This window comes from Salmonella sp. 5800 (assembly GCF_046558195.1).
Taxonomy (GTDB): Bacteria; Pseudomonadota; Gammaproteobacteria; order Enterobacterales; family Enterobacteriaceae; genus Salmonella; species Salmonella enterica.
Genome location: NZ_JBGDOX010000004.1, coordinates 368,279 through 390,673, shown reverse-complemented (window position 1 = coordinate 390,673; position 22,395 = coordinate 368,279). Strand labels below are relative to the sequence as shown.

At 53.2% G+C, this 22,395-nt stretch carries 27 protein-coding genes; 8 read left to right on the top strand and 19 right to left on the bottom strand.

From position 1 onward, the window contains the following. The 9 genes from ACLJZ5_RS11115 to fkpA form a co-directional block, all read right to left on the bottom strand. Positions 1 to 677: GTP-binding protein (locus ACLJZ5_RS11115; RefSeq protein WP_079965015.1), on the bottom strand; the 677-nt coding region annotated here is incomplete at its 3' end. A 71-nt stretch (positions 678 to 748) separates the two neighbouring features. Then, the gene (gene fusA, locus ACLJZ5_RS11110) at positions 749 to 2,863 is read right to left on the bottom strand and encodes an elongation factor G (RefSeq protein WP_000124693.1); all 2,115 of its coding nucleotides are present in this window, start codon (positions 2,861 to 2,863) and stop codon (positions 749 to 751) included. A gap of 96 nt (positions 2,864 to 2,959) precedes the next feature. Next, the gene (rpsG, locus tag ACLJZ5_RS11105) at positions 2,960 to 3,430 is read right to left on the bottom strand and encodes a 30S ribosomal protein S7 (protein WP_001138042.1); all 471 of its coding nucleotides are present in this window, start codon (positions 3,428 to 3,430) and stop codon (positions 2,960 to 2,962) included. 95 nt (positions 3,431 to 3,525) lie between these two features. Next, positions 3,526 to 3,900 carry a 30S ribosomal protein S12 gene (rpsL, locus tag ACLJZ5_RS11100; protein WP_000246815.1) on the bottom strand — a complete coding sequence of 125 codons (375 nt, stop codon included), beginning with the start codon at positions 3,898 to 3,900 and terminating at the stop codon, positions 3,526 to 3,528. A gap of 125 nt (positions 3,901 to 4,025) precedes the next feature. Then, entirely contained in the window at positions 4,026 to 4,313 is a 288-nt protein-coding gene (gene tusB / locus ACLJZ5_RS11095; protein ID WP_000903398.1) for a sulfurtransferase complex subunit TusB, read from the bottom strand. Between the two features lie 7 nt (positions 4,314 to 4,320). Then, entirely contained in the window at positions 4,321 to 4,677 is a 357-nt protein-coding gene (gene tusC / locus ACLJZ5_RS11090; protein ID WP_000820705.1) for a sulfurtransferase complex subunit TusC, read from the bottom strand. Next, on the bottom strand, positions 4,677 to 5,063 hold the full coding sequence (gene tusD / locus ACLJZ5_RS11085) for a sulfurtransferase complex subunit TusD (protein WP_001268011.1): 387 nt from the start codon (positions 5,061 to 5,063) through the stop codon (positions 4,677 to 4,679). Before tusD ends, tusC begins: the two co-directional genes overlap by 1 nt. Further along, the gene (locus tag ACLJZ5_RS11080) at positions 5,063 to 5,785 is read right to left on the bottom strand and encodes a transcriptional regulator (protein ID WP_023183114.1); all 723 of its coding nucleotides are present in this window, start codon (positions 5,783 to 5,785) and stop codon (positions 5,063 to 5,065) included. The genes tusD and ACLJZ5_RS11080 overlap by 1 nt, the downstream gene beginning before the upstream one ends. 276 nt (positions 5,786 to 6,061) lie before the next feature. Continuing rightward, positions 6,062 to 6,880, bottom strand: coding sequence for an FKBP-type peptidyl-prolyl cis-trans isomerase (fkpA, locus tag ACLJZ5_RS11075; protein ID WP_000838221.1), 819 nt, complete (start codon positions 6,878 to 6,880; stop codon positions 6,062 to 6,064). A 219-nt stretch (positions 6,881 to 7,099) separates the two neighbouring features. Here fkpA and ACLJZ5_RS11070 point away from each other — a divergent pair, with 219 nt between their 5' ends. Beyond that, positions 7,100 to 7,318 (top strand): protein SlyX, encoded by a 219-nt coding sequence (locus ACLJZ5_RS11070; protein WP_001152701.1) that lies wholly within the window; start codon positions 7,100 to 7,102, stop codon positions 7,316 to 7,318. A 187-nt stretch (positions 7,319 to 7,505) separates the two neighbouring features. Here the strand turns inward: ACLJZ5_RS11070 and slyD are convergent, their stop codons facing one another. The 4 genes from slyD to kefG form a co-directional block, all read right to left on the bottom strand. Continuing rightward, entirely contained in the window at positions 7,506 to 8,096 is a 591-nt protein-coding gene (gene slyD, locus ACLJZ5_RS11065; protein ID WP_000861341.1) for a peptidylprolyl isomerase, read from the bottom strand. 94 nt (positions 8,097 to 8,190) lie between these two features. Then, complete coding sequence (locus ACLJZ5_RS11060) at positions 8,191 to 8,391, bottom strand: YheV family putative zinc ribbon protein (protein WP_001007735.1); 201 nt, start codon at positions 8,389 to 8,391, stop codon at positions 8,191 to 8,193. 10 nt (positions 8,392 to 8,401) lie between these two features. Further along, a complete protein-coding gene (gene kefB, locus ACLJZ5_RS11055) occupies positions 8,402 to 10,207 on the bottom strand; it encodes a glutathione-regulated potassium-efflux system protein KefB (RefSeq protein WP_000398141.1) in 1,806 nt (601 codons plus the stop codon). Next, the gene (gene kefG, locus ACLJZ5_RS11050) at positions 10,207 to 10,758 is read right to left on the bottom strand and encodes a glutathione-regulated potassium-efflux system ancillary protein KefG (protein ID WP_000081820.1); all 552 of its coding nucleotides are present in this window, start codon (positions 10,756 to 10,758) and stop codon (positions 10,207 to 10,209) included. The genes kefB and kefG overlap by 1 nt, the downstream gene beginning before the upstream one ends. 265 nt (positions 10,759 to 11,023) lie before the next feature. On the opposite strand from kefG, the gene ACLJZ5_RS11045 reads away from it, so the two are divergent. Together ACLJZ5_RS11045 and ACLJZ5_RS11040 are read left to right on the top strand one after the other, a co-directional pair. Next, positions 11,024 to 12,931: an ABC transporter ATP-binding protein gene (locus tag ACLJZ5_RS11045; protein WP_024798405.1), complete on the top strand. Its 1,908-nt coding sequence runs from the start codon at positions 11,024 to 11,026 to the stop codon at positions 12,929 to 12,931. A gap of 162 nt (positions 12,932 to 13,093) precedes the next feature. Next, complete coding sequence (locus tag ACLJZ5_RS11040) at positions 13,094 to 13,315, top strand: LysR family transcriptional regulator (RefSeq protein WP_023138255.1); 222 nt, start codon at positions 13,094 to 13,096, stop codon at positions 13,313 to 13,315. 1 nt (position 13,316) lies between these two features. On the opposite strand, the gene ACLJZ5_RS11035 is transcribed toward ACLJZ5_RS11040, so the two are convergent. Then, complete coding sequence (locus tag ACLJZ5_RS11035) at positions 13,317 to 13,628, bottom strand: monooxygenase (protein WP_000047690.1); 312 nt, start codon at positions 13,626 to 13,628, stop codon at positions 13,317 to 13,319. A gap of 197 nt (positions 13,629 to 13,825) precedes the next feature. Between ACLJZ5_RS11035 and ACLJZ5_RS11030 the strand changes: the two genes are divergently transcribed. Genes ACLJZ5_RS11030 through ACLJZ5_RS11020 form a run of 3 tightly spaced genes read left to right on the top strand, consistent with a single transcriptional unit; the run spans position 13,826 to position 16,029 of the window. Then, positions 13,826 to 14,893 (top strand): hydrolase, encoded by a 1,068-nt coding sequence (locus ACLJZ5_RS11030; protein WP_001214115.1) that lies wholly within the window; start codon positions 13,826 to 13,828, stop codon positions 14,891 to 14,893. Beyond that, positions 14,890 to 15,108 (top strand): YheU family protein, encoded by a 219-nt coding sequence (locus ACLJZ5_RS11025; RefSeq protein WP_000586568.1) that lies wholly within the window; start codon positions 14,890 to 14,892, stop codon positions 15,106 to 15,108. Before ACLJZ5_RS11030 ends, ACLJZ5_RS11025 begins: the two co-directional genes overlap by 4 nt. Before the next feature lie 51 nt (positions 15,109 to 15,159). Next, a complete protein-coding gene (locus ACLJZ5_RS11020; protein ID WP_001274690.1) occupies positions 15,160 to 16,029 on the top strand; it encodes a phosphoribulokinase in 870 nt (289 codons plus the stop codon). 95 nt (positions 16,030 to 16,124) lie between these two features. On the opposite strand, the gene ACLJZ5_RS11015 is transcribed toward ACLJZ5_RS11020, so the two are convergent. Next, complete coding sequence (locus ACLJZ5_RS11015; protein ID WP_001148919.1) at positions 16,125 to 16,529, bottom strand: OsmC family protein; 405 nt, start codon at positions 16,527 to 16,529, stop codon at positions 16,125 to 16,127. A 307-nt stretch (positions 16,530 to 16,836) separates the two neighbouring features. Here ACLJZ5_RS11015 and crp point away from each other — a divergent pair, with 307 nt between their 5' ends. Both crp and ACLJZ5_RS11005 read left to right on the top strand, forming a co-directional pair. Then, on the top strand, positions 16,837 to 17,469 hold the full coding sequence (crp, locus tag ACLJZ5_RS11010) for a cAMP-activated global transcriptional regulator CRP (RefSeq protein ID WP_000242758.1): 633 nt from the start codon (positions 16,837 to 16,839) through the stop codon (positions 17,467 to 17,469). 48 nt (positions 17,470 to 17,517) lie between these two features. Then, positions 17,518 to 19,605, top strand: coding sequence for a YccS/YhfK family putative transporter (locus ACLJZ5_RS11005; protein WP_000269311.1), 2,088 nt, complete (start codon positions 17,518 to 17,520; stop codon positions 19,603 to 19,605). A 42-nt stretch (positions 19,606 to 19,647) separates the two neighbouring features. Here ACLJZ5_RS11005 and ACLJZ5_RS11000 read toward each other — a convergent pair whose 3' ends face one another. From ACLJZ5_RS11000 to ACLJZ5_RS10985, 4 genes are all read right to left on the bottom strand, one after another. After that, positions 19,648 to 20,865, bottom strand: coding sequence for an aspartate aminotransferase family protein (locus ACLJZ5_RS11000; protein WP_024798404.1), 1,218 nt, complete (start codon positions 20,863 to 20,865; stop codon positions 19,648 to 19,650). Between the two features lie 85 nt (positions 20,866 to 20,950). After that, positions 20,951 to 21,514: an aminodeoxychorismate synthase component 2 gene (gene pabA, locus ACLJZ5_RS10995; RefSeq protein WP_024798403.1), complete on the bottom strand. Its 564-nt coding sequence runs from the start codon at positions 21,512 to 21,514 to the stop codon at positions 20,951 to 20,953. 31 nt (positions 21,515 to 21,545) lie between these two features. Next, positions 21,546 to 22,148 (bottom strand): putative adenosine monophosphate-protein transferase Fic, encoded by a 603-nt coding sequence (locus tag ACLJZ5_RS10990; RefSeq protein WP_024798402.1) that lies wholly within the window; start codon positions 22,146 to 22,148, stop codon positions 21,546 to 21,548. After that, entirely contained in the window at positions 22,138 to 22,305 is a 168-nt protein-coding gene (locus tag ACLJZ5_RS10985; RefSeq protein WP_001519136.1) for a YhfG family protein, read from the bottom strand. Before ACLJZ5_RS10985 ends, ACLJZ5_RS10990 begins: the two co-directional genes overlap by 11 nt. Positions 22,306 to 22,395: the final 90 nt, after the last annotated feature.

Below are 22,395 nucleotides of genomic sequence, written 5' to 3'. Positions count from 1 at the left end.
GTACCACGACCGGAGATGGAGAATACGTCTTCGATCGGCAGCAGGAACGGCTTGTCAATCGCACGCTCTGGTTCCGGGATGTAAGAATCCAGGAAGCCAGCCAGTTCGATGATTTTCGCTTCCCACTCTGCGTCGCCTTCCAGCGCTTTCAGAGCAGAACCACGAACGATCGGCGTGTCATCGCCCGGGAAGTCGTACTGAGACAGAAGTTCACGAACTTCCATTTCAACCAGTTCCAGCAGCTCTTCGTCATCAACCATGTCGCATTTGTTCAGGAACACGATGATGTACGGAACGCCTACCTGACGACCCAGCAGGATGTGCTCACGGGTCTGCGGCATCGGGCCGTCAGTCGCAGCAACAACCAGGATCGCGCCGTCCATCTGAGCAGCACCGGTGATCATGTTTTTAACATAGTCGGCGTGCCCCGGGCAGTCTACGTGTGCGTAGTGGCGGGTCGGGGTATCGTATTCAACGTGAGAAGTGTTGATGGTGATACCACGCGCTTTTTCTTCCGGAGCGTTATCGATCTGGTCGAATGCACGAGCAGCACCGCCGTAGGTTTTAGCCAGTACGGTGGTGATTGCAGCGGTCAGGGTAGTTTTACCGTGGTCAACGTGGCCGATGGTGCCGACGTTAACGTGCGGTTTTGTACGTTCAAATTTTTCTTTAGACACGGCTATATTCCTTACTATAGCGCTCTCCCCTTCAGGAGAGAGCACGGGATTTTGGTTTTTAACCCTGCGGCTTATTTACCACGGGCTTCGATTACGGCCTGAGCAACGTTGTTCGGCGCATCATCATACTTCAGGAATTCCATAGTGTACGATGCGCGACCTTTGGTCAGAGAACGCAGCTGAGTTGCATATCCGAACATTTCAGACAGCGGTACTTCAGCGTGGATCTTAACGCCTGTAACTTCAGATTCCTGACCTTTGAGCATACCACGACGGCGGCTAAGGTCGCCGATAACGTCACCGGTATTCTCTTCAGGTGTTTCTACTTCAACCTTCATGATCGGCTCAAGCAGAACTGGTTTTGCTTTCTTAAAGCCTTCTTTAAAGGCGATAGACGCAGCCAGTTTAAACGCCAGCTCAGAGGAGTCAACGTCATGGTAAGAACCGAAGTGCAGACGCACACCGAGATCAACTACCGGATAACCAGCCAGCGGGCCAGATTTCAGCTGCTCCTGGATGCCTTTATCAACGGCCGGGATGTATTCGCCAGGAATTACACCACCTTTGATGTCGTTGATGAACTCGTAACCTTTCGGGTTAGAGCCCGGCTCCAGCGGGTACATGTCGATAACAACATGACCATACTGACCGCGACCACCAGACTGTTTCGCGTGTTTACCTTCGATGTCGGTAACTTTCGCGCGAATCGCTTCGCGGTAAGCAACCTGAGGTTTACCCACGTTAGCTTCAACGTTGAATTCACGCTTCATACGGTCAACGATGATATCCAGGTGAAGTTCACCCATACCAGCGATGATGGTCTGGTTAGATTCTTCATCAGTCCATACGCGGAATGACGGGTCTTCTTTCGCCAGACGGCCCAGAGCCAGACCCATTTTTTCCTGGTCAGCTTTGGTTTTCGGTTCTACCGCGATGGAGATTACCGGCTCAGGGAATTCCATACGTTCCAGAATGATCGGGTTTTCCGGATCACACAGGGTGTCACCGGTAGTCACGTCTTTCAGGCCGATAGCAGCCGCGATGTCGCCCGCGCGAACTTCTTTGATCTCTTCACGTTTGTTGGCGTGCATCTGAACGATACGACCGAAACGCTCACGTGCGGTTTTCACGGAGTTCAGTACGGTATCACCAGAGTTAACCACACCGGAGTACACACGGAAGAAGGTCAGGTTACCCACAAACGGGTCGGTAGCGATTTTGAACGCCAGCGCAGAGAACGGCTCGTCGTCGCTTGCGTGACGCTCAGCCGGAGTATCTTTACCGTCGTCCAGAATACCGTTGATCGCAGGTACGTCTACCGGGGATGGCAGGTAATCAATTACCGCATCCAGCATCGCCTGAACACCTTTGTTCTTGAATGCAGAACCACAGGTTACCAGGATGATTTCGTTGTTCAGAACGCGCTGACGCAGAGCTTGTTTGATCTCTTCTTCAGTCAGTTCTTCACCACCCAGGTATTTTTCCATCAGCTCTTCAGAAGCTTCTGCGGCGGACTCGATCAGGTTCTGGTGCCATTCGTTAGCCAGGTCCTGCATGTCAGCCGGGATATCTTCGTATTCGAAGGTAACGCCCTGGTCGGCATCGTTCCAGTTGATGGCTTTCATTTTCACCAGGTCAACAACGCCGGTGAAACCTTCTTCAGCACCAATTGCCAGCTGCAGCGGAACCGGGTTCGCGCCCAGACGGGTTTTGATCTGACCAACAACTTTCAGGAAGTTCGCGCCCATGCGGTCCATTTTGTTAACGAACGCAATGCGCGGAACTTTGTATTTGTTTGCCTGACGCCATACGGTTTCAGACTGCGGCTGAACACCACCAACTGCGCAGTAAACCATTACCGCACCATCGAGAACACGCATGGAACGTTCTACTTCGATAGTGAAGTCAACGTGCCCCGGGGTGTCGATGATGTTGATGCGATGCGGTTCATACTGCTTAGCCATACCAGACCAGAATGCAGTAGTCGCTGCGGAGGTGATAGTAATACCACGCTCCTGCTCCTGCTCCATCCAGTCCATGGTAGCTGCGCCGTCATGAACTTCACCGATTTTGTGGTTTACACCGGTGTAGAACAGAATACGTTCGGTAGTAGTGGTTTTACCGGCGTCGATGTGCGCACTGATACCGATATTACGGTAGCGTGCGATGGGTGTTGTACGAGCCATTTGATTCCTCGTTGATATCTTTAGGCGTTCAGTTAAGTTATCCAAAACGGGCGACTTACCTGAAGCGCCCGCCTGGTGACTATGACTCCGAAGGGATTACCAACGGTAGTGTGCGAACGCCTTGTTGGCTTCTGCCATACGGTGAACGTCTTCACGTTTCTTAACTGCAGTACCTTTGTTGTCTGCAGCGTCAGAAAGTTCGTTCGCCAGGCGCAGAGCCATGGATTTATCACCGCGTTTACGAGCAGCTTCTACGATCCAACGCATTGCCAGAGCATTACGACGGACCGGACGGACTTCAACTGGTACCTGATAAGTAGAACCACCTACACGGCGGGATTTAACTTCTACAGTCGGGCGAACGTTTTCGAGAGCGACTTCGAAAGCTTCCAGTTCAGATTTACCAGAACGCTGAGCCAGGGTCTCCAGCGCGCTGTATACGATTGATTCTGCAGTAGATTTTTTACCATCTACCATCAGGATATTGACAAATTTAGCCAGCAGTTCTGATCCGAACTTCGGATCCGGCAGAATTTTACGCTGACCAATGACGCGACGACGTGGCATGGAAATACTCCGTTGTTAATTCAGGATTGTCCAAAACTCTACGAGTTTAGTTTGACATTAATTTAAAACGTTTGGCCTTACTTAACGGAGAACCATTAAGCCTTAGGACGCTTCACGCCGTACTTAGAACGAGCTTGCTTACGGTCTTTAACGCCGGAGCAGTCAAGCGCGCCACGAACGGTGTGGTAACGAACACCCGGGAGGTCTTTAACACGACCGCCACGGATCAGGATCACGGAGTGCTCCTGCAGGTTGTGACCTTCACCACCGATGTAGGAAGTCACTTCAAAACCGTTAGTCAGACGAACACGGCAAACTTTACGCAGTGCGGAGTTCGGTTTTTTAGGAGTGGTAGTATATACACGAGTACATACGCCACGTTTTTGCGGGCATGCTTCCAGCGCAGGCACGTTGCTTTTCGCAACTTTGCGAGCACGTGGTTTGCGTACCAGCTGGTTAACTGTTGCCATTAAATAGCTCCTGGTTTTAGCTTTTGCTTCGTAAACACGTAATAAAACGCCCTCACACAATATGAGGACGCCGAATTTTAGGGCGGTGTCGAAAAGGTGTCAAGAAATATACAACGATCCCGCCATCACCAGGCCATCTGGTTGGCATACTTAACCGTGAGTCTGACAAACTCAGTATAGTCAACCCTGACGACACTGTCTGAAATTTGACCACCCAGGCCGCGGGCGTCAATGTCTTCTTTCAAGGCATAGACCGTTATGGGGGCATCGCGCAGACTTTCAAGGAAGCGGTTACCTTCAATCGCGACGGTAACGCCATCCTGGAGCAACAAAAGCGCATCGCCCTCTTTTAGCAGACGCAGCAAAGCGGGAAAATCAACGCCCGAGGCGCAATGAGGTAAGGTATGCAGCATAAACGCCTCAGAATCTCAGGATGACATCATAGTTGCCAAGCTCGCGGCGTAACGCTACGGGTTCAAGCGGCGTGGCGTCTACCACAAAATTAACGTTCTCCAGACCACGCTCGCGCAGCGATGCCGCGCAGATCCAGCATTGATCAATATCGTACAAATCAAAGAGCTTGAAAGTAGCAATATAGTCACGCGCCAGCACAGCGTCTGGTTTTTGTCCTGGTAATAACTGAAAGACGCCATCGCTGATAAAAAAGACGCCCAGAGCTTCCGTTAGCGCTGACGTCGCCAGCAGCGCATCCAGCCCTTCACGGCCTGAGGCGCTACCATGCGGCGCGGTGGAAAAGACAAATGCAATACGTTTCATTAAAACTGCACCACCCGATCGCAGGTGAGAGAAGCCTCCGCCAGCGCGCCCAGGCCGCTTAGCGTAAAGCCCGGCTGAAGATTGGCGGACGGCAACTCCAGTCTGCCGGCTTCAGTTTCATCAATAATACCGCGACGAAGCGCCGCCGCGACACAGATGTTCAGAGCTACGCCATGCTGCGTATTCAATTTCTGCCAGGCGCGTACCAGATCATATTCATCGCTCGCCGGCGAGGTCAGGAGATTGGCGTTATAGACCCCTTCCCGATAGAAAAAGACGCTGGCTAACTCATGCCCCTCATTGAGCAGCGCGTGGGCGAACTGCAATGCGCTGCTGGCCTGCTGGGTGCCATATGCCGGCCCGGTGACCATAATGGCATAACGCATTATTTATCCTGCCCCTGAAAATCGCCGCTTTTGAACTGGCGAATATAGAGGTAAACCGTATGTTTTGAGATATTCAGACGATCGGCTACCTGGTTAATGGCGTCTTTAATATCGAAAATGCCTTTTTCGTACAGGTTAAGGACGATCTGACGATTTTTCGCATTGTTAGAGACATTACGATCGGCATTCACTTCTTCGATCGTGAACTCCAGCGTCTGGGTGACTAAATCTTCGACTGAGGAGGCAAAATTAACCGTTGAGCCGACTTCCGGCGTTTCCGGCGGAATAAAGGTATTCATAATCTGTGAAAATGGCACATCAAGATTCATGTTGATGCACAGTAGACCAATGACGCGCTGCTCGCGGTTGCGAATGGCAATCGTCAACGACTTCATCAAGACACCGCTTTTCGCGCGCGTGAAATAGCATTTCGACACGCTACTGTCCGCCCCTGTCATGTCGTGCAACATGCGCAACGCCAGGTCGGTAATCGGCGAGCCAATTTTACGGCCCGTATGTTCGCCATTGGCAATACGAATGGCTGAACATTTTAGATCCTGCAAAGAGTGCAATACGATTTCACAATGGGAACCTATAAGCATCGCTAACCCGTCCACTACCGCTTCGTAGGATTTCAGAATATCGAAGTCGGTTTGCTCGAAGGGACGCTGATCCAGCAAATCAAGTTCACTGGTTTCGTTGGTTAAAAGCGACCTGGACATGAAAAAAAACACTCCTTTTCAGGAGCCTGTCGTTATGTTTTCAGGGCAGGCTCATTATTTACGCGGATGATTAAATTAATACAGTGAGGGTTCATCTTTCCAGTACTAATTTGTTCGTCTATTTCAGGCTACGTGTGCGTTGGCGGTCATTCAGCCTACGGTCTCGCCCTTAACGACCAGCGCAAGCGCCGTTATCCGCAAATCAAATTATGGTGAGTAATATATCCGGCCTGCATAAAAAAAACCGCCGCTATTACAAGCGGCGGCTCTCAGTTTTTATTTTTTAGCAGCATCTGCGGCTTTAGCGTCAGCCGCATCGGCAGGTTTAGCATCCGCTTTCGGCGCTGGTTTGATATCCAGCAGCTCTACGTCGAATACCAGGGTGGAGTTCGCCGGGATACCCGGAACGCCCGTTTTACCGTAGGCCAGCGCCGGTGGGATAACCAGCTTGATCTTGCCGCCTTTCTTAATATTTTTCAGGCCTTCAGTCCAGCCAGGAATAACGCCGTCCAGACGGAAGGAGAGTGGTTCGCCGCGCGTGTAAGAGTTATCAAACTCTTTACCGTCGATCAGCGTACCTTTGTAGTTCACCACAACGGTATCGCTATCTTTCGGCGCCTCGCCTGTGCCTTCTTTCTCTACTTTGTAAAGCAGACCGGTAGAGGAGGTTTTCACGCCTTTCTCTTTAGCAAAAGCGTCGCGGAACGTTTTACCTTTTGCTTCGTTATCGGCAGCGTCCTTTTCCATCTTCGCCTGAGCAGCGCTCTTCACGCGTGCTTCAAACGTCTGCAGCGTTTGCTCAATTTCCTGATCGGACAGTTTGCTCTTATCGGCAAAGGCATCCTGAACGCCGGCAATCAACTGATCTTTATCCAGTTTGATGCCCAACTTTTCCTGCTCTTTAAGCGAATTGTCCATATAACGACCCAGCGAGGCGCCCAGCGCATAAGCCGCTTTTTGATCGTCGTTTTTAAATGCTGCTTTGCTATCAGCGGTAGCTGCCGGTTTCGCCGCATCAGCAGCAAAAGTGATCGGTGCATGCATAGCAACGGCCATCGTAGTTGCCAGCAGCGTGGCTTTAAACAGTGATTTCATCCATATCTCCAGGGCCGGGGCATCTCGCCCCATGTTAACTTACGTAAGAAGCGTACTATAAATCGTTGCAGAACAAATCAACATACGAACACGCCCTATTATCACTTCTTTTCAGACTCTTTTTGTTTAAATTAGTTTCGTAGGGCGCGTAATGGTTGCTGTGAAAGCCGGTAAAGTTAAGTAGAATCCGCCGACGGAGACAACATAAAGAGGTACATCATGCAGGATATCACGATGGAAGCTCGTCTGGCTGAACTGGAAAGCCGTCTGGCGTTCCAGGAGATTACCATAGAAGAACTAAACCTGACGGTAACCGCACATGAAATGGAGATGGCGAAGCTGCGCGATCATCTGCGTTTGCTCACGGAAAAGTTAAAAGCCAGTCAGCCGTCAAATATCGCCTCTCAGGCAGAAGAAACGCCGCCGCCGCATTATTGAGACGAAAAAAAAGCGGGGATAACCCGCTTTTTTGTGCCCGATGATTTATCGAACCAATGATAATACCCTAAGGATTTCGAGTCACAGCAAGGCGGCAAGCTTGAAAATTCCCCGGGAGCATAGATAACTATGTGACCGGGGTTTGAAAGCGTAGCCAACACCGCGGTGGCTTGAAAGACGACGGGGATTAATGGCAACCGCAGCCGCCTTTACCACCGCCACCGCAGCAGCCTTCGCCGCCGTGCTCGTGACCATGGTCATGACCATGACCGCCACAGCAGCCGTCTTCACCGTGATCGTGGTGGTGATCGTGCGCGCCGTGAACATGACCGTGAGCCAGTTCTTCTTCAGTCGCTTCACGAATCGCAACAACTTCTACGTTAAATTTCAGATTCTGGCCCGCCAGCATGTGGTTACCATCAACCACAACGTGATCGTCTTCCACTTCGGTAATCTCTACCGGTACCGGGCCCTGGTCGGTTTCCGCCAGGAAACGCATCCCTACCTGCAGTTCATCAACGCCCATAAAGACGTCTTTAGGCACACGCTGCACCAGGTTTTCATCATACTGGCCGTAAGCGTCGTTCGCGCCAACAGCGACATCAAATTTGTCGCCAACTTCATGGCCTTCCAGCGCGGTTTCCAGACCAGAGATCAGGGAGCCGTGACCGTGCAGGTAATCCAGCGGCGCACTCACCGGAGACTCATCAACCAACACACCGTCTTCTGTACGTACCTGATAGGCCAGGCTGACCACCAGGTCTTTTGCTACTTTCATGATATCTCCTGAGCATGGGAAGAATAGTGGCGCAGATTGTAGCGGAATTCTGCAGCCGTGTACCCCTTAGCTTAAAAAAACCTGCGGCATATCGCTAGTCCGGATGAAAAATCCCGATCACTTGCTCTTCTTTGCGAACATGCTCGCGAACGTCTTTATCCGCTTCCCGCATTTGATGCCCGCACTTAACGCATTCAACAATATCGACATTATTTTCACGCCACATCGCCATTGTATCCTGCGCCTGACAGGCCGGACATTTCGCGCCTGCAATAAAACGTTTACGGATTGCCATTGTTTTACCCCTACTCAAATTCATCCCAGCCATCCAACTGGCGCCGTTCCTGTTGCATTTCGCGCTGAAAAATCTCCTCCAGTTCGCGTCGTGCCTCTCTGGCGCGCGAAATCTGTACCATGTCGCTATGCTCCGGGATCAGCTCCCGCAACATTCGCATATCCAGCCGACGAAAATGCAACTGCGCGCGTTGCGCCTGATGCGGATGCATACCTAACGACACCAGAGTCTTACGTCCCAATTCCAGCGCGCTGGAAAACGTTTCACGGGAAAACTGCGTGACGCCAGCCTGTAATAACTCATGGGCCTCCACACGTCCACGCGCTCGCGCAAGAATATGCAGATGAGGAAAATGCTGCTGACACAGCGCCACCAGCTTCATCGTGTCTTCCGGTTCATTACACGTGATGACTATCGACTCCGCCGCCTCCGCGCCCGCAGAACGCAGCAGCTCGACTTGTGTAGCGTCGCCGTAATACACTTTATAACCATATTTGCGCATCAGATTAACGGCGCCGATATCGCGTTCCAGCACGGTGATACGCATCTTATTCGCCATCAATAAGCGAGCGATCACCTGACCAAAACGGCCAAAGCCGACGACAATCACCTGGGGCTTATCATCCTCAACCCACGGCTTTTCATCATTCTCTTCCGGGCCATTAAGGCGGCGCGATAACCACTTATCAATCCCTTTCATCAGTAGCGGCGTGGTCATCATTGATAACGTGACAGTCACCAATAATAACGCCATCTGATCGCCCTGAAACAGGCGCTGAGAAGAGGCGGTAGAAAAGAGCACAAAAGCGAACTCGCCCCCCTGACTCAGCACGCTGGCAAACTGCATCCGTTCAGAACTTCTTATTCCATATAGCCGCGCCAGCAGATACAGCGTCAGCATTTTTATGACGACCAGAATAACAACGCTCGCCGCCACCCACAGTAAATGGGTATAAAGTACGCCGAGATTTAGCGACATACCGACGGAGATAAAGAACAGCCCAAGCAGTAAACCTTTAAAGGGATCGATAGCGTTTTCCAGCTCATGCCGGTATTCGCTCTCTGCCAGTAAAACGCCGGCAATGAAGGTTCCCAGGGCCATCGACAGTCCCAGCGCGTCCATAAATAAGGCGGCGCTCAACACCAGCAACAGCGTCGCGGCAGTGAAGACCTCCCGCACGCCGGACGCAGCAATAAAACGAAATACCGGGCGCAGCAGGTAACGACCGCCAATCAGCATTACCGCGAAGGCCAGTACCTTCATTGCCACTTTAAACCAGTCGAAATGCTCGTCGACCGATCCCGCCAGTAAAGGCACCAACGCCAGCGCGGGGATCACCGCTAAATCCTGAAACAGTAAGACGGAAAACCCTAACTGCCCGGACTCGCTACGGTTCATGCCTTTCTCGCGCATCAGTTGTAGTGCCATCGCCGTCGAAGACATCGCCAGGCCAATCCCGCCGACGACCGCCGCCTGCCATAAGAAATCAGCAAGCATCAATAATCCCGCCAGCACCGCCGCGCTTAACAGCACCTGAGCAGCGCCGACGCCGAAGATAGAGCGCCGCAGTTGCCAAAGCCGGGACGGATTGAGTTCGAGACCAATGATAAACATCAGAAACACGACGCCCAGTTCGGAAAAGTGCAGGATCTCGTCAACGTCGCTGATAAATCCCAGCCCCCACGGACCAATCGCAATCCCCGCCAGCAGATAACCTAGCACCGCGCCGATGCCCAGCCTCGCGGCTAACGGCACCGCCGCCACCGCCGCGAAGAGGAACAATACTCCCGCGGTCAATAAATCAGCACCTTCCATCAATAGCCTCCCGCGCTCACAGGATTCGCCAGCCACTCGCCATAGGCTTTCGCATGACTGGCCAGCGTCTGCGGCGACTGGCGGCGCGCCCAGTACACAATAATGGGCGGCATCCAGTGCATCCGGCACATGGCCGCGGTCAGTTCAAAAGGGCGGAGTACATCGCTCATTGGATAGCGGTTTAGCGCGTCATACCGGTAAGCGCTCTCCGGCTCGCCGGTCGTAATCACGCTACGCCAGTACTTTCCCACCAGTTGGTTTCCCCCTGGTCCGCTGGCGAACCCCCGACTCAAAACGCGATCAAGCCATTCTTTCAGTAAAGCCGGACAGCTATAAGTGTAAAGGGGATGCTGAAAAACAATGACGTCGTGCTCACGTAACAGGGCTTGTTCATAGGGCGTGTCGATAAAAAAATCAGGATAGCGCGCATAAAGATCGTGCACGGTTACGTTATTGTGCTGTATGGCCGGTTTAAGCAGTACCCGGTTAGCAACCGAGTCCTGAGATTCCGGATGGGCATACAACAGCAAGACTTTCGCTGGCTGAGACATCAATCCCCCTCCCGGTTGTTTTGGGTCGATACATGCCATTCTTCAGGCCGCTTCTACGTTGACAGCGTTTGGTCAACTCAGGAACGTACTCTATGTCCGCCGCTGGGGATTAATGAGAGATATTCTTGTCCCTCACCAAAGGCGACCTGAATGATTTTGTGTATCGTTGTTGTTTTGAGCTACCATTGCGCTCCAGCGCGGCGGTACGCCCGAATATTACATTATCATAATGATAAATTAACATAGTCTGAACATACGGCGCCTTATGATTGTTTTCTCCTCGTTACAAATTCGTCGCGGCGTGCGCGTCCTACTGGACAATGCCTCGGCTACCATTAATCCAGGCCAGAAAGTCGGCCTGGTGGGTAAAAACGGCTGCGGTAAATCTACCCTGCTGGCATTGCTAAAAAATGAAATCAGCGCCGATGCCGGGAGTTTTACCCTGCCCGGAACCTGGCAATTAGCGTGGGTGAATCAGGAAACACCTGCGTTGCCTCAGCCAGCGATTGAGTATGTCATTGACGGCGACCGTGAATACCGGCAGCTGGAGGCGCAGCTTAACGACGCCAACGAACGTAACGACGGACATGCTATCGCCTCCATACACGGCAAGCTGGACGCCATCGACGCATGGACCGTTCGTTCGCGCGCCGCCAGCCTGCTACACGGTCTCGGCTTCTCTAACGATCAGCTGGAACATCCGGTCAGCGACTTTTCCGGCGGCTGGCGGATGCGCCTTAACCTGGCCCAGGCGCTGATTTGCCGTTCCGATTTACTGCTGCTCGACGAACCGACCAACCACCTCGATCTGGATGCCGTTATCTGGCTGGAAAAATGGCTGAAGAGCTATCCGGGCACCCTGATTTTGATCTCCCACGATCGCGATTTTCTTGACCCGATAGTGGATAAAATTATCCATATCGAACAGCAGACTCTGTTCGAGTACACCGGCAACTACAGCGCGTTTGAAGTTCAGCGCGCCACGCGCCTGGCGCAACAGCAGGCGATGTATGAGAGTCAGCAGGAGCGTGTGGCGCATCTGCAAAGCTACATCGACCGTTTCCGCGCCAAGGCCACCAAGGCCAAGCAGGCGCAAAGCCGTATCAAGATGCTGGAGCGTATGGAGCTGATTGCGCCGGCTCATGTCGACAACCCGTTCCATTTCAGCTTCCGCGCGCCGGAAAGCCTGCCGAACCCGCTGCTGAAGATGGAAAAAGTCAGCGCAGGTTATGGCGATCGCATCATTCTGGAATCCATCAAGCTGAACCTGGTGCCCGGCTCGCGTATCGGCCTGCTGGGCCGCAACGGTGCGGGGAAATCGACGCTGATTAAGCTGCTGGCGGGCGAACTGGAACCGTTGCACGGTGAAATTGGCCTCGCCAAAGGCATTAAGCTCGGCTACTTCGCCCAGCACCAACTGGAGTTCCTGCGCGCCGATGAATCCCCGTTGCAACATATGGCGCGTCTGGCGCCGCAGGAACTGGAGCAGAAGCTGCGCGACTATCTCGGCGGCTTCGGTTTCCAGGGCGACAAAGTAACGGAAGAGACGCAACGTTTCTCCGGCGGCGAGAAAGCGCGCCTGGTACTGGCGCTGATCGTCTGGCAGCGTCCAAATCTGCTGCTGCTCGATGAACCGACCAACCACCTGGATCTCGACATGCGCCAGGCGCTCACCGAAGCGCTGATTGATTTTGAAGGCGCATTGGTCGTCGTGTCGCACGACCGCCACCTGATTCGCTCCACCACTGACGACCTCTATCTGGTTCACGACAAAAAGGTCGAACCGTTCGACGGCGACCTGGAAGATTATCAGCAGTGGCTGAGCGACGTGCAGAAGCAGGAAAACCAGGCCGACGACGCGCCGAAGGAAAACAACGCCAACAGCGCCCAGTCACGCAAAGATCAGAAGCGTCGCGAAGCCGAGCTACGCACTCTGACGCAGCCGCTGCGTAAAGAGATTACCCGTCTGGAAAAAGAGATGGAAAAGCTCAACGCCCAGTTAGCGCAGGCGGAAGAGAAGCTCGGCGACAGCAGCCTGTATGACCCCAGCCGTAAAGCGGAGATGACCGAGTGTCTGCAACTGCAGGCCAGCGCCAAATCCGGGCTGGAAGAATGTGAAATGGCATGGCTTGAGGCGCAGGAGCAGCTTGAGCAGATGATGCAGAACGACTAAGAGCCTATCCCATTAGGCTATTTTATTCGCCATTTTAGGGCCGGGCAGTGCTCGAAATCCTCACGTACTATGTGTACGCTCCGGTTTCTGCGCGCTGTCCGGCCCCAAACTGGCTTCAACAATTACGCCTACTGGGATAGGCTCTAACGCGCGGGGCGGGCGATGAACCTGTCAATCACCGATGACATTACCTTCCGCAAGCTAACCATCTTCATGATGTTTGTGGAGAAGGGTAACATCGCCCGCACCGCCGAGGCGCTGCACACGCTGGAAGAGAACGTTCGTGGTCCGCTGTTCGTCCATAAAGGCCTCTTCGGTACTCGCCCCGGTATAAAGATTACCGTTGCGGCCGGCAGCACCGGAACAGAAGCCTGCGTTATGTGATTTAGCGGCAAAGGTTGCCGTGATTTATTTTCGTCAGCGCGTCGTTCACGCCAAATAATGTAAACGTCACCTCATCAACGCCAAGATTTTTCAGACGCGCAGTGTGTTTTTTAATATAAGCCTGCGCCGTTTCTTCGGATTCAAACAAGTAAATGCCGCCAGCTTGCTGGTTTTTCTCGCTTTCTGTCCAGATTTTCCAGATGAAGCCCGGCTCCTCATTGATAGACTCCGCCAGCCCGACCAGTTGCTGAGTCATCTCCTCGCCAAAAGGGCCGCTAAAGTTAAAATGGATCTGTAAAAGTGTTTTCGACATGCCTTCTCCTTGAGTCACATAACTATCGTGTTGCCACACTACCACGATTAATTCGGCTGATGCAGAGGTTCACGCGATTTCTGTGGGGTATTGCGCGCGCCTTGCATACCGCCCTCTCTGGTGAAATGAGGCGCAATTTTATTTCGCCAGACGACCAATTGAACGTAAAATCACATATTGACTAATCTGTGAACCTTATGCGCGGTATAGTATTGTTTCCAATTATCAATTGTTCTGGTGCTATGGTTGAGATCACGTCCACAGAAATGACCCCGCCTGTCAATGACTCGCATGAATTTATTCCCATGCGTGGCATTCGTAATCGCCATTTACAAACTATGCTGCCGCGCTTAATCCGCCGCAAAGTGAAGTTCAACGCCCACTGGCAGCGGCTGGAGCTACCGGACGGCGATTTTGTCGATCTGGCATGGAGCGAAGAACCGCAACAGGCAAAGCATAAACCGCGGCTGGTGGTCTTTCACGGTCTGGAAGGCAGCCTGAACAGCCCCTATGCCCACGGGCTGATTGAGGCGGCGCAAAAGCGCGGCTGGCTGGGCGTGGTGATGCACTTTCGCGGCTGTAGCGGCGAACCCAACCGTCTGAATCGTATTTACCACTCCGGTGAAACGGAGGACGGAGCCTGGTTTTTACGCTGGTTACAGCGGGAGTTCGGCGCAGTTCCGACAGCCGCCGTGGGCTATTCGCTCGGCGGTAATATGCTGGCGTGCCTGCTGGCGAAAGAAGGCCGCGATATTCCCATCGAGGCGGCGGTGATTGTTTCTGCGCCCTTTGTTCTCGAAGCCTGTAGCTACCATATGGACAAAGGGTTTTCCCGCGTCTATCAGCGTTATTTGCTTAATCTGTTAAAAGCGAATGCGTCACGCAAGCTGGCGGCGTATCCCGGGTCGCTGCCGGTGAATCTGGCGCAACTGAAATCAATGCGCCGTATTCGCGAGTTTGACGACCTGATCACCGCGAAAATTCACGGCTTTGCCGACGCCATCGACTACTATCGTCAGTGTAGCGCCATGCCGTTGCTTAACCAGATTGCTAAACCGACGCTGATTATTCACGCTAAAGACGATCCGTTTATGGATCATCATGTGATCCCTAAAGCGGAAGATCTGCCCCCGCAGGTGGAGTATCAGCTAACTGAGCATGGCGGACACGTAGGATTTATCGGCGGTACGCCGCTGCGCCCTGAAATGTGGCTGGAACGCCGAATTCCTGACTGGCTGACAACGTACCTGGAGGCGTCATCATGATCATTCCCTGGCAGGGGCTCGCCCCCGACACGCTGGACAACCTGATCGAAAGCTTTGTGTTGCGCGAAGGCACCGATTATGGTGAACATGAACGTTCGCTTGAACAAAAAGTCGCTGACGTAAAACGCCAACTGCAATCCGGCGAGGCCGTGCTGGTATGGTCTGAATTACATGAAACGGTCAATATTATGCCGAAAAAGCAGTTTCGCGAATAAAACGCCTTTGCCGACAATACATTATTACTAAAGCTCAATCATGGAGTTGCCATGTCAGCCAAACATCCGGTGATAGCAGTAACAGGGTCAAGCGGCGCGGGGACCACCACCACCAGCCTCGCGTTTCGTAAAATTTTCGCGCAGTTAAATCTGCACGCCGCCGAGGTGGAAGGCGACAGTTTTCATCGTTACACCCGCCCGGAAATGGATATGGCGATCCGCAAAGCGCGTGACGCCGGGCGGCATATCAGCTATTTCGGGCCTGAAGCCAATGACTTCAGCCTACTGGAACATACCTTTATTGAGTACGGGCAGACGGGTAAAGGCCAGTCGCGTAAATATCTGCATACCTATGATGAAGCCGTACCGTGGAATCAGGTTCCCGGCACGTTTACCCCCTGGCAGCCGCTTCCCGAACCGACCGATGTGCTGTTTTATGAAGGACTGCACGGCGGCGTCGTCACCCCGCAACATGATGTCGCGCGTCATGTTGATCTGTTGGTTGGCGTGGTGCCTATCGTCAACCTCGAGTGGATTCAGAAACTGATTCGCGACACCAGCGAGCGCGGGCACTCCCGTGAAGCGGTGATGGATTCCGTGGTGCGTTCCATGGACGACTACATCAATTACATTACGCCGCAGTTCTCGCGTACCCATATTAACTTCCAGCGCGTGCCGACCGTCGACACGTCCAATCCGTTCGCCGCAAAGGGTATTCCCTCGCTGGATGAGAGTTTTGTGGTGATCCATTTCCGCAACCTGGAAGGGATCGATTTTCCCTGGCTCCTGGCGATGCTCCAGGGCTCGTTTATTTCTCACATTAATACATTAGTGGTGCCGGGCGGCAAAATGGGGCTGGCGATGGAGCTGATTATGTTGCCGCTGGTGCAACGATTAATGGAAGGCAAAAAAATCGAATAACCGCGTTGAAATGCCCGATGGCGCTACGCTTATCGGGCCTACGAGATAAAAACGGGTAGGCCGGATAAAGCCACGCCGCCATCCGGCATCACGTGTTACGCCGCAATCACTTCATACGAATGGGTAATATTGACCGCTTTTTCCAGCATTAGCGCCACCGAGCAATATTTTTCCGCGGAGAGATCGACAGCGCGCGCGACGGCAGCCTCTTTCAGATCGCTGCCGGTAACGATAAAATGCAGATTAATGTGCGTAAACAGGCGCGGCGCGTCTTCCCGGCGCTCGGATGTCAGCTTCACTTCGCAGTTGGTGACATTCTGACGGCCCTTTTGCAGGATTGATACCACATCAATAGCGCTACATCCGCCAGCCGCCATTAATACCATCTCCATCGGACTCGGCGCTTTGTCACCGGAGTTGCCATCCATTAAAATCTGGTGGCCGGAGGAGGACTCTCCGAGGAACGTGAGCCCTTCAACCCACTTTACACGCGCTTGCATATTTCGTAACTCCAATGTTTCAATTTTCCTGAAAGATTACGCGCATACAACAAAAGTCGCAATGGAAGGCGACCTGGGTCATGCTGAAGCGAGACACCAGGAGACACACGGCGAAAGCTATGCTAAAACAGACAAGATGCTACAGTAATACATTGACGTACTGCATGTATGCAGAGGACATCACATTACAGGCTACAATCTATTTTCGTAGCCCCCTTCCCAGGTAGCGGGAAGTATATTTTTGCAACCCCAGAGACAGTGCCGTTTTCTGGCTCTGGAGACAGCTTATAACAGAGGATAACCGCGCATGGTGCTTGGCAAACCGCAAACAGACCCGACTCTTGAATGGTTCTTGTCTCATTGCCACATTCATAAGTACCCGTCAAAGAGCACGCTGATTCACCAGGGTGAAAAAGCAGAAACGCTGTACTACATCGTTAAAGGCTCCGTGGCAGTGCTGATCAAAGATGAAGAAGGGAAAGAAATGATCCTTTCTTATCTGAATCAGGGTGATTTTATTGGTGAACTGGGCCTGTTTGAAGAAGGTCAGGAACGCAGCGCCTGGGTACGTGCGAAAACCGCATGTGAGGTCGCTGAAATTTCCTACAAAAAATTTCGCCAATTAATCCAGGTCAACCCGGATATTCTGATGCGCCTCTCTTCCCAGATGGCTCGTCGCTTACAAGTCACCTCTGAAAAAGTAGGTAACCTCGCCTTCCTTGACGTCACCGGGCGTATCGCTCAGACGCTGCTGAATCTGGCGAAACAGCCCGATGCCATGACGCACCCGGATGGGATGCAGATCAAAATCACCCGTCAGGAAATCGGCCAGATCGTCGGCTGCTCCCGCGAAACCGTTGGTCGTATTTTGAAAATGCTGGAAGATCAAAACCTGATCTCCGCGCATGGCAAGACCATCGTCGTCTACGGCACCCGTTAATTCCGTCAGAATGGCGCGTTTTATCATGCGCCATTTTTGTTTGCATCGATGTGGCGAAGACTGATTTATCACCCAGAGATTAATTACGCACTACGGCAAACGCTGGTGCTGTGCCTGCCTGTGGCTGTTGGTTTATTGATAGGCCAGCTACACCTGGGCTTGCTTTTCTCTCTCGTTCCCGCCTGCTGCAACATTGCAGGTCTGGATACCCCGCACAAACGTTTTTTTAAACGCCTGATCATCGGCGCGTCGCTGTTCGCCGGATGCAGTCTGGTAACGCAACTTCTGCTGGCGGAATCCATCCCCCTGCCGTTGATCCTGACCGGGCTCACGCTGGTGCTTGGCGTGACGGCGGAAATTAGCCCGCTTCACGCGCGGCTACTACCAGCGTCGCTGATTGCCGCCATCTTTACCCTGAGTCTTGCGGGATACATGCCCGTCTGGGAGCCGCTGCTCATTTATGCGCTGGGCACGCTATGGTACGGCGTGTTTAACTGGTTTTGGTTCTGGCTATGGCGCGAACAACCGCTGCGCGAGTCATTGAGTTTGTTATACCGTGAACTGGCCGATTATTGCGAAGCGAAATACAGCCTGCTCACCCAACATATCGATCCGGAAAAAGCGCTGCCTCCCCTGCTGATACGCCAGCAAAAAGCGGTCGATCTCATTACCCAGTGTTACCAACAGATGCATATGCTTTCGGCGCACAACAATAATGATTACAAGCGTCTACTACGGGCTTTTCAGGAAGCGATGGATTTGCAGGAGCACATCTCCGTCAGCTTGCATCAGCCGGAAGAGGTACAGAAACTGGTAGAACGCAGCCATGCGGAAGAGGTGATTCGCTGGAATGCGCAAACGGTCGCCGCCCGTCTGCGCGTGCTGGCGGATGACATTCTTTATCATCGTCTGCCGACGCGCTTCTCCATGGAAAAACAGATTGGCGCTCTGGAGAAGATCGCCAATCAGCATCCTGAAAATCCGGTAGGCCAGTTCTGCTATTGGCACTTCAGTCGAATCGCCCGTGTGCTGCGTACTCAGCGACCGCTGTACGCCCGCGACCTGATGGCCGATAAACAGCGTCGTTTGCCGCTACTTCCGGCGCTGAAAAATTATATGTCTCTTAAATCACCGGCGCTACGCAACGCCGGACGCATCAGCGTGATGATGAGCATCGCCAGTCTGATGGGCAGTGCGTTGCACCTGCCTAAACCGTACTGGATACTCATGACGGTGCTGTTTGTCACCCAAAACGGCTATGGCGCGACGCGCGTACGTATTCTGCACCGTTCGGTCGGAACGCTGGTCGGCCTGGTGATTGCCGGCGTCACGCTGCACTTACATATTCCCGAAAGCATTACGCTGGCGGTCATGCTGGTACTAACGCTGGCAAGTTATCTGATTATTCGTAAAAACTACGGCTGGGCGACGGTCGGCTTTACGGTGACGGCGGTATACACCATCCAGTTACTGACGTTAAACGGAGAACAGTTTATTGTGCCGAGGCTGATCGATACGCTGATTGGCTGTTTAATTGCCTTTGGCGGCATGGTCTGGCTGTGGCCGCAATGGCAAAGCGGGCTATTACGTAAAAACGCCCATGATGCGCTGGAAGCCGATCAAGAAGCTATCCGACTGATCCTCAGTAACGATCCGCAGGCCACCCCGCTCGCTTATCAAAGAATGCGGGTCAACCAGGCGCATAACACGTTATTCAACTCGTTAAATCAGGCAATGCAGGAACCCGGATTCAATACCCACTATCTGTCGGATATGAAACTGTGGGTCACGCACAGCCAGTTTATTGTCGAGCATATCAACGCTATGACGACGCTGGCGCGGGAACACACCATGCTGACGCCTGATCTGGCGCAGCGCTATCTGGAATCTTGCGAGATTGCGATTCAGCGCTGCCAGCAGCGCCTGGAGTACGACAGGCCAGGCGGCTCCGGCGATGTCAATATTCTGGAGTCGCCGGACATGCCGTCACATGGCTTATTGAGCACTCTGGAACAACATTTACAGCGCATCATTGGCCATCTGAACACCATGCACACCATTTCGTCGATGGCCTGGCGTCAGCGTCCGCATCACGGTATCTGGCTGAGTAAGCGGCTCCGGGATACAAAAGGTTAAGACCGACTGCCGGATGCGCTACGCTTATCCGGCAATCCGCCATCAGGCCACCACCTTCCCTACCGCCTGCGCAAAGCGCTGCATTCCTTCATTGATATCCGCCTCTTCCACCACCAGCGACGGGGCAAAACGCATCACGTCGGCTCCGGCATTGAGCACCATCACGCCGGCCTCCGCGCCTGCGTACAGAAAATCGCGCGCCCGACCTTTGTACTCCGGTTTCAGTTCCGCGCCAATCAGCAGCCCCATGCCGCGAATATCGCTGAAAATGTCAAATTGCTCGTCAATCGCCTGCAAATGTTGCACAAACTGTTGCCGCTTAGTGTGAATGCCTTGTAGTACCTCTGGCGTATTAATAATATCGAATGCCGCGCCAGCCACCGCACAGGCTAGCGGATTGCCGCCATAGGTTGAACCATGCGAACCGACATGGAAGGCCGAGGCGATCTCCTGCGTGGTCAGCATGGCGCTCACCGGAAAACCGCCGCCTAACGCTTTGGCGCTGGTGAGGATATCCGGCATGACGCCGTAGTGCATATAGGCAAACAGGTCTCCGGTGCGCCCCATCCCGCACTGCACTTCATCAAACACCAGCAACGCCTGATGCTTGTCACACAGGTCGCGTAACCCTTTGAGGAATTCCGGTGTAGCCGCCTGCACGCCGCCTTCCCCCTGAATCGGCTCGACCACCACCGCGCAGGTGTGGTCATCCATTACCGCTTTCACCGCATGAAGATCGTTGAAGGGAACGTGAATAATATCGGCGGGTTTCGGCCCAAAGCCGTCGGAATATTTCGGCTGCCCGCCGACAGAGACGGTAAACAAGGAACGGCCATGAAAGGCGTTATGGAAGGCAATGATTTTCGTTTTGAACGGGCTATGGCGCACGCAGGCATAATGACGCGCCAGTTTAAAAGCGGTTTCGTTCGCTTCGGTGCCGGAATTCATAAACAGCACGCGCTCGGCAAACGTGGCGTCGATCAGTTTACGTCCCAGACGCAACGCCGGTTCATTGGTAAAAACGTTACTGGTATGCCACAAGGTTTCCCCCTGGGATTTCAGCGCCTCGACCAGCGCCGGATGGCAATGGCCCAGCGCAGTCACTGCAATCCCGCCGGCGAAATCGATATACTCTTTGCCCTGCTGATCCCATACGCGACTGCCTTTACCTTTGACCGGAATAAAGTCCGCCGGTGCATAAACAGGCAGAATCACCTCATCAAAAGTTGCGCGCGTAATAGCCGTTTGTTCAGTTGCCATATCATTACCACCCGGTTAAGTAGAAATGCTAGTGAAATTATAATCACAAAATATGAATAAAAAATCACTCAATAGCAACCACAAATCAACGCAGGAGGAAATTTTTCAGCAGAGCGTGTCCTTGTTCGCTGAGAATACTTTCCGGGTGGAACTGCACGCCTTCCAGATCCCACTCGCGGTGGCGAATGCCCATAATCTCCTGCGTTTCGCTCCAGGCGGTGATCTCAAAACACTCTGGCAACGTGGCAGGGTCGACAATCAGCGAGTGGTAACGTGTCACGGTTAACGGGCTGGGCAATCCCCGAAACACGCCCTGTCCATTATGCGTAACAGGTGACGTTTTACCGTGCATCACTTTCGCTGCCCGCACCACCGACGCGCCAAAGGCCTGCGCCATCGCCTGATGACCCAGGCAAACGCCCAGCATCGGAATACGTCCGGCATAATGGCGGATGACCGCCAGTGAAATGCCAGAGTCATTCGGCGTACAGGGGCCAGGAGAGATAACGATTTTTTGCGGGTTCAAAGCGTCAATGTGCGCCAGCGTCAGCGCATCATTGCGCCGGACCTGCACTTCCGCGCCCAGTTCACAAAAATACTGGTAGAGGTTCCAGGTAAAGGAATCATAGTTATCGATAAGCAGGATCATGGCGGCTCCGGGTGAGTAGAACCGCACTATTTTACTCAGTTTCGCGAGCTTCGCTTATCGCTTTCTGAAAAATCGCCTGCAAAGCGGAGAGATCGCCCATCGCGCCGCTCTGGTTCGCCTGCTTCCATGTTTCAACCGCAATACCTTGCCAACTCAGCGCGTAGCCTGCATGTAGCGCCAACTGTTCAAAGAAGATGCGCTGCGCCAGCCCGCTCCCCAAACGAAACGGATGAAGCACGTTAATTTCACAGTAGTAATGCGCCAGCCGCTCGACAAACTTCTCGTGTGGCAGACCGACCAGATAGCCCTCTTCTTCCAGATCCTGCATCAGAGCGTTGCCCTCTTTTTCGATATAGGCAAAGTGGCAAAAACGGGTATCGCCCTGGTAAATATCGACCTCCCGCAGTTGCCCTGCCCAGTCGAAAATATCCTGATAGAGCTGGCGATGAATCGCGCACAGATGAGGCAAGCCGCGTACCAGCGGCCCCAGTTCAATCGTGGCGGCGCGGAGCGCGGTCATTTCGTATGCCGCTTGCGCCAGTCGCTGGGCCTGATGAATCCCCAGCCGATTACGCATCACATTCAGCCCCGGATAGAGGTACGGATCGCGCCCTTCGCCAAATTTATCGCTCATAGTGCCTCCGAAGCTCGTCAAGACGTGCCAGCGCTTCATCGGCGGTCAGAGTTACTAAGGGGATCTCAATACCTTCGAGACGGCGGCTTTGCTGGAAGTTAACGTTGCGCCGCTGTTCCCAAAAGCGTGACTTTTGTTTATCGGTAAGTTTCTTCACCGGGCCTCCCTGAATATGCCTGTGCTTGACCACAAGTATAAGCAGCAATTTCAGGTTACGCTGAGACAGGGAGAAAACGCGGGCGGCTCG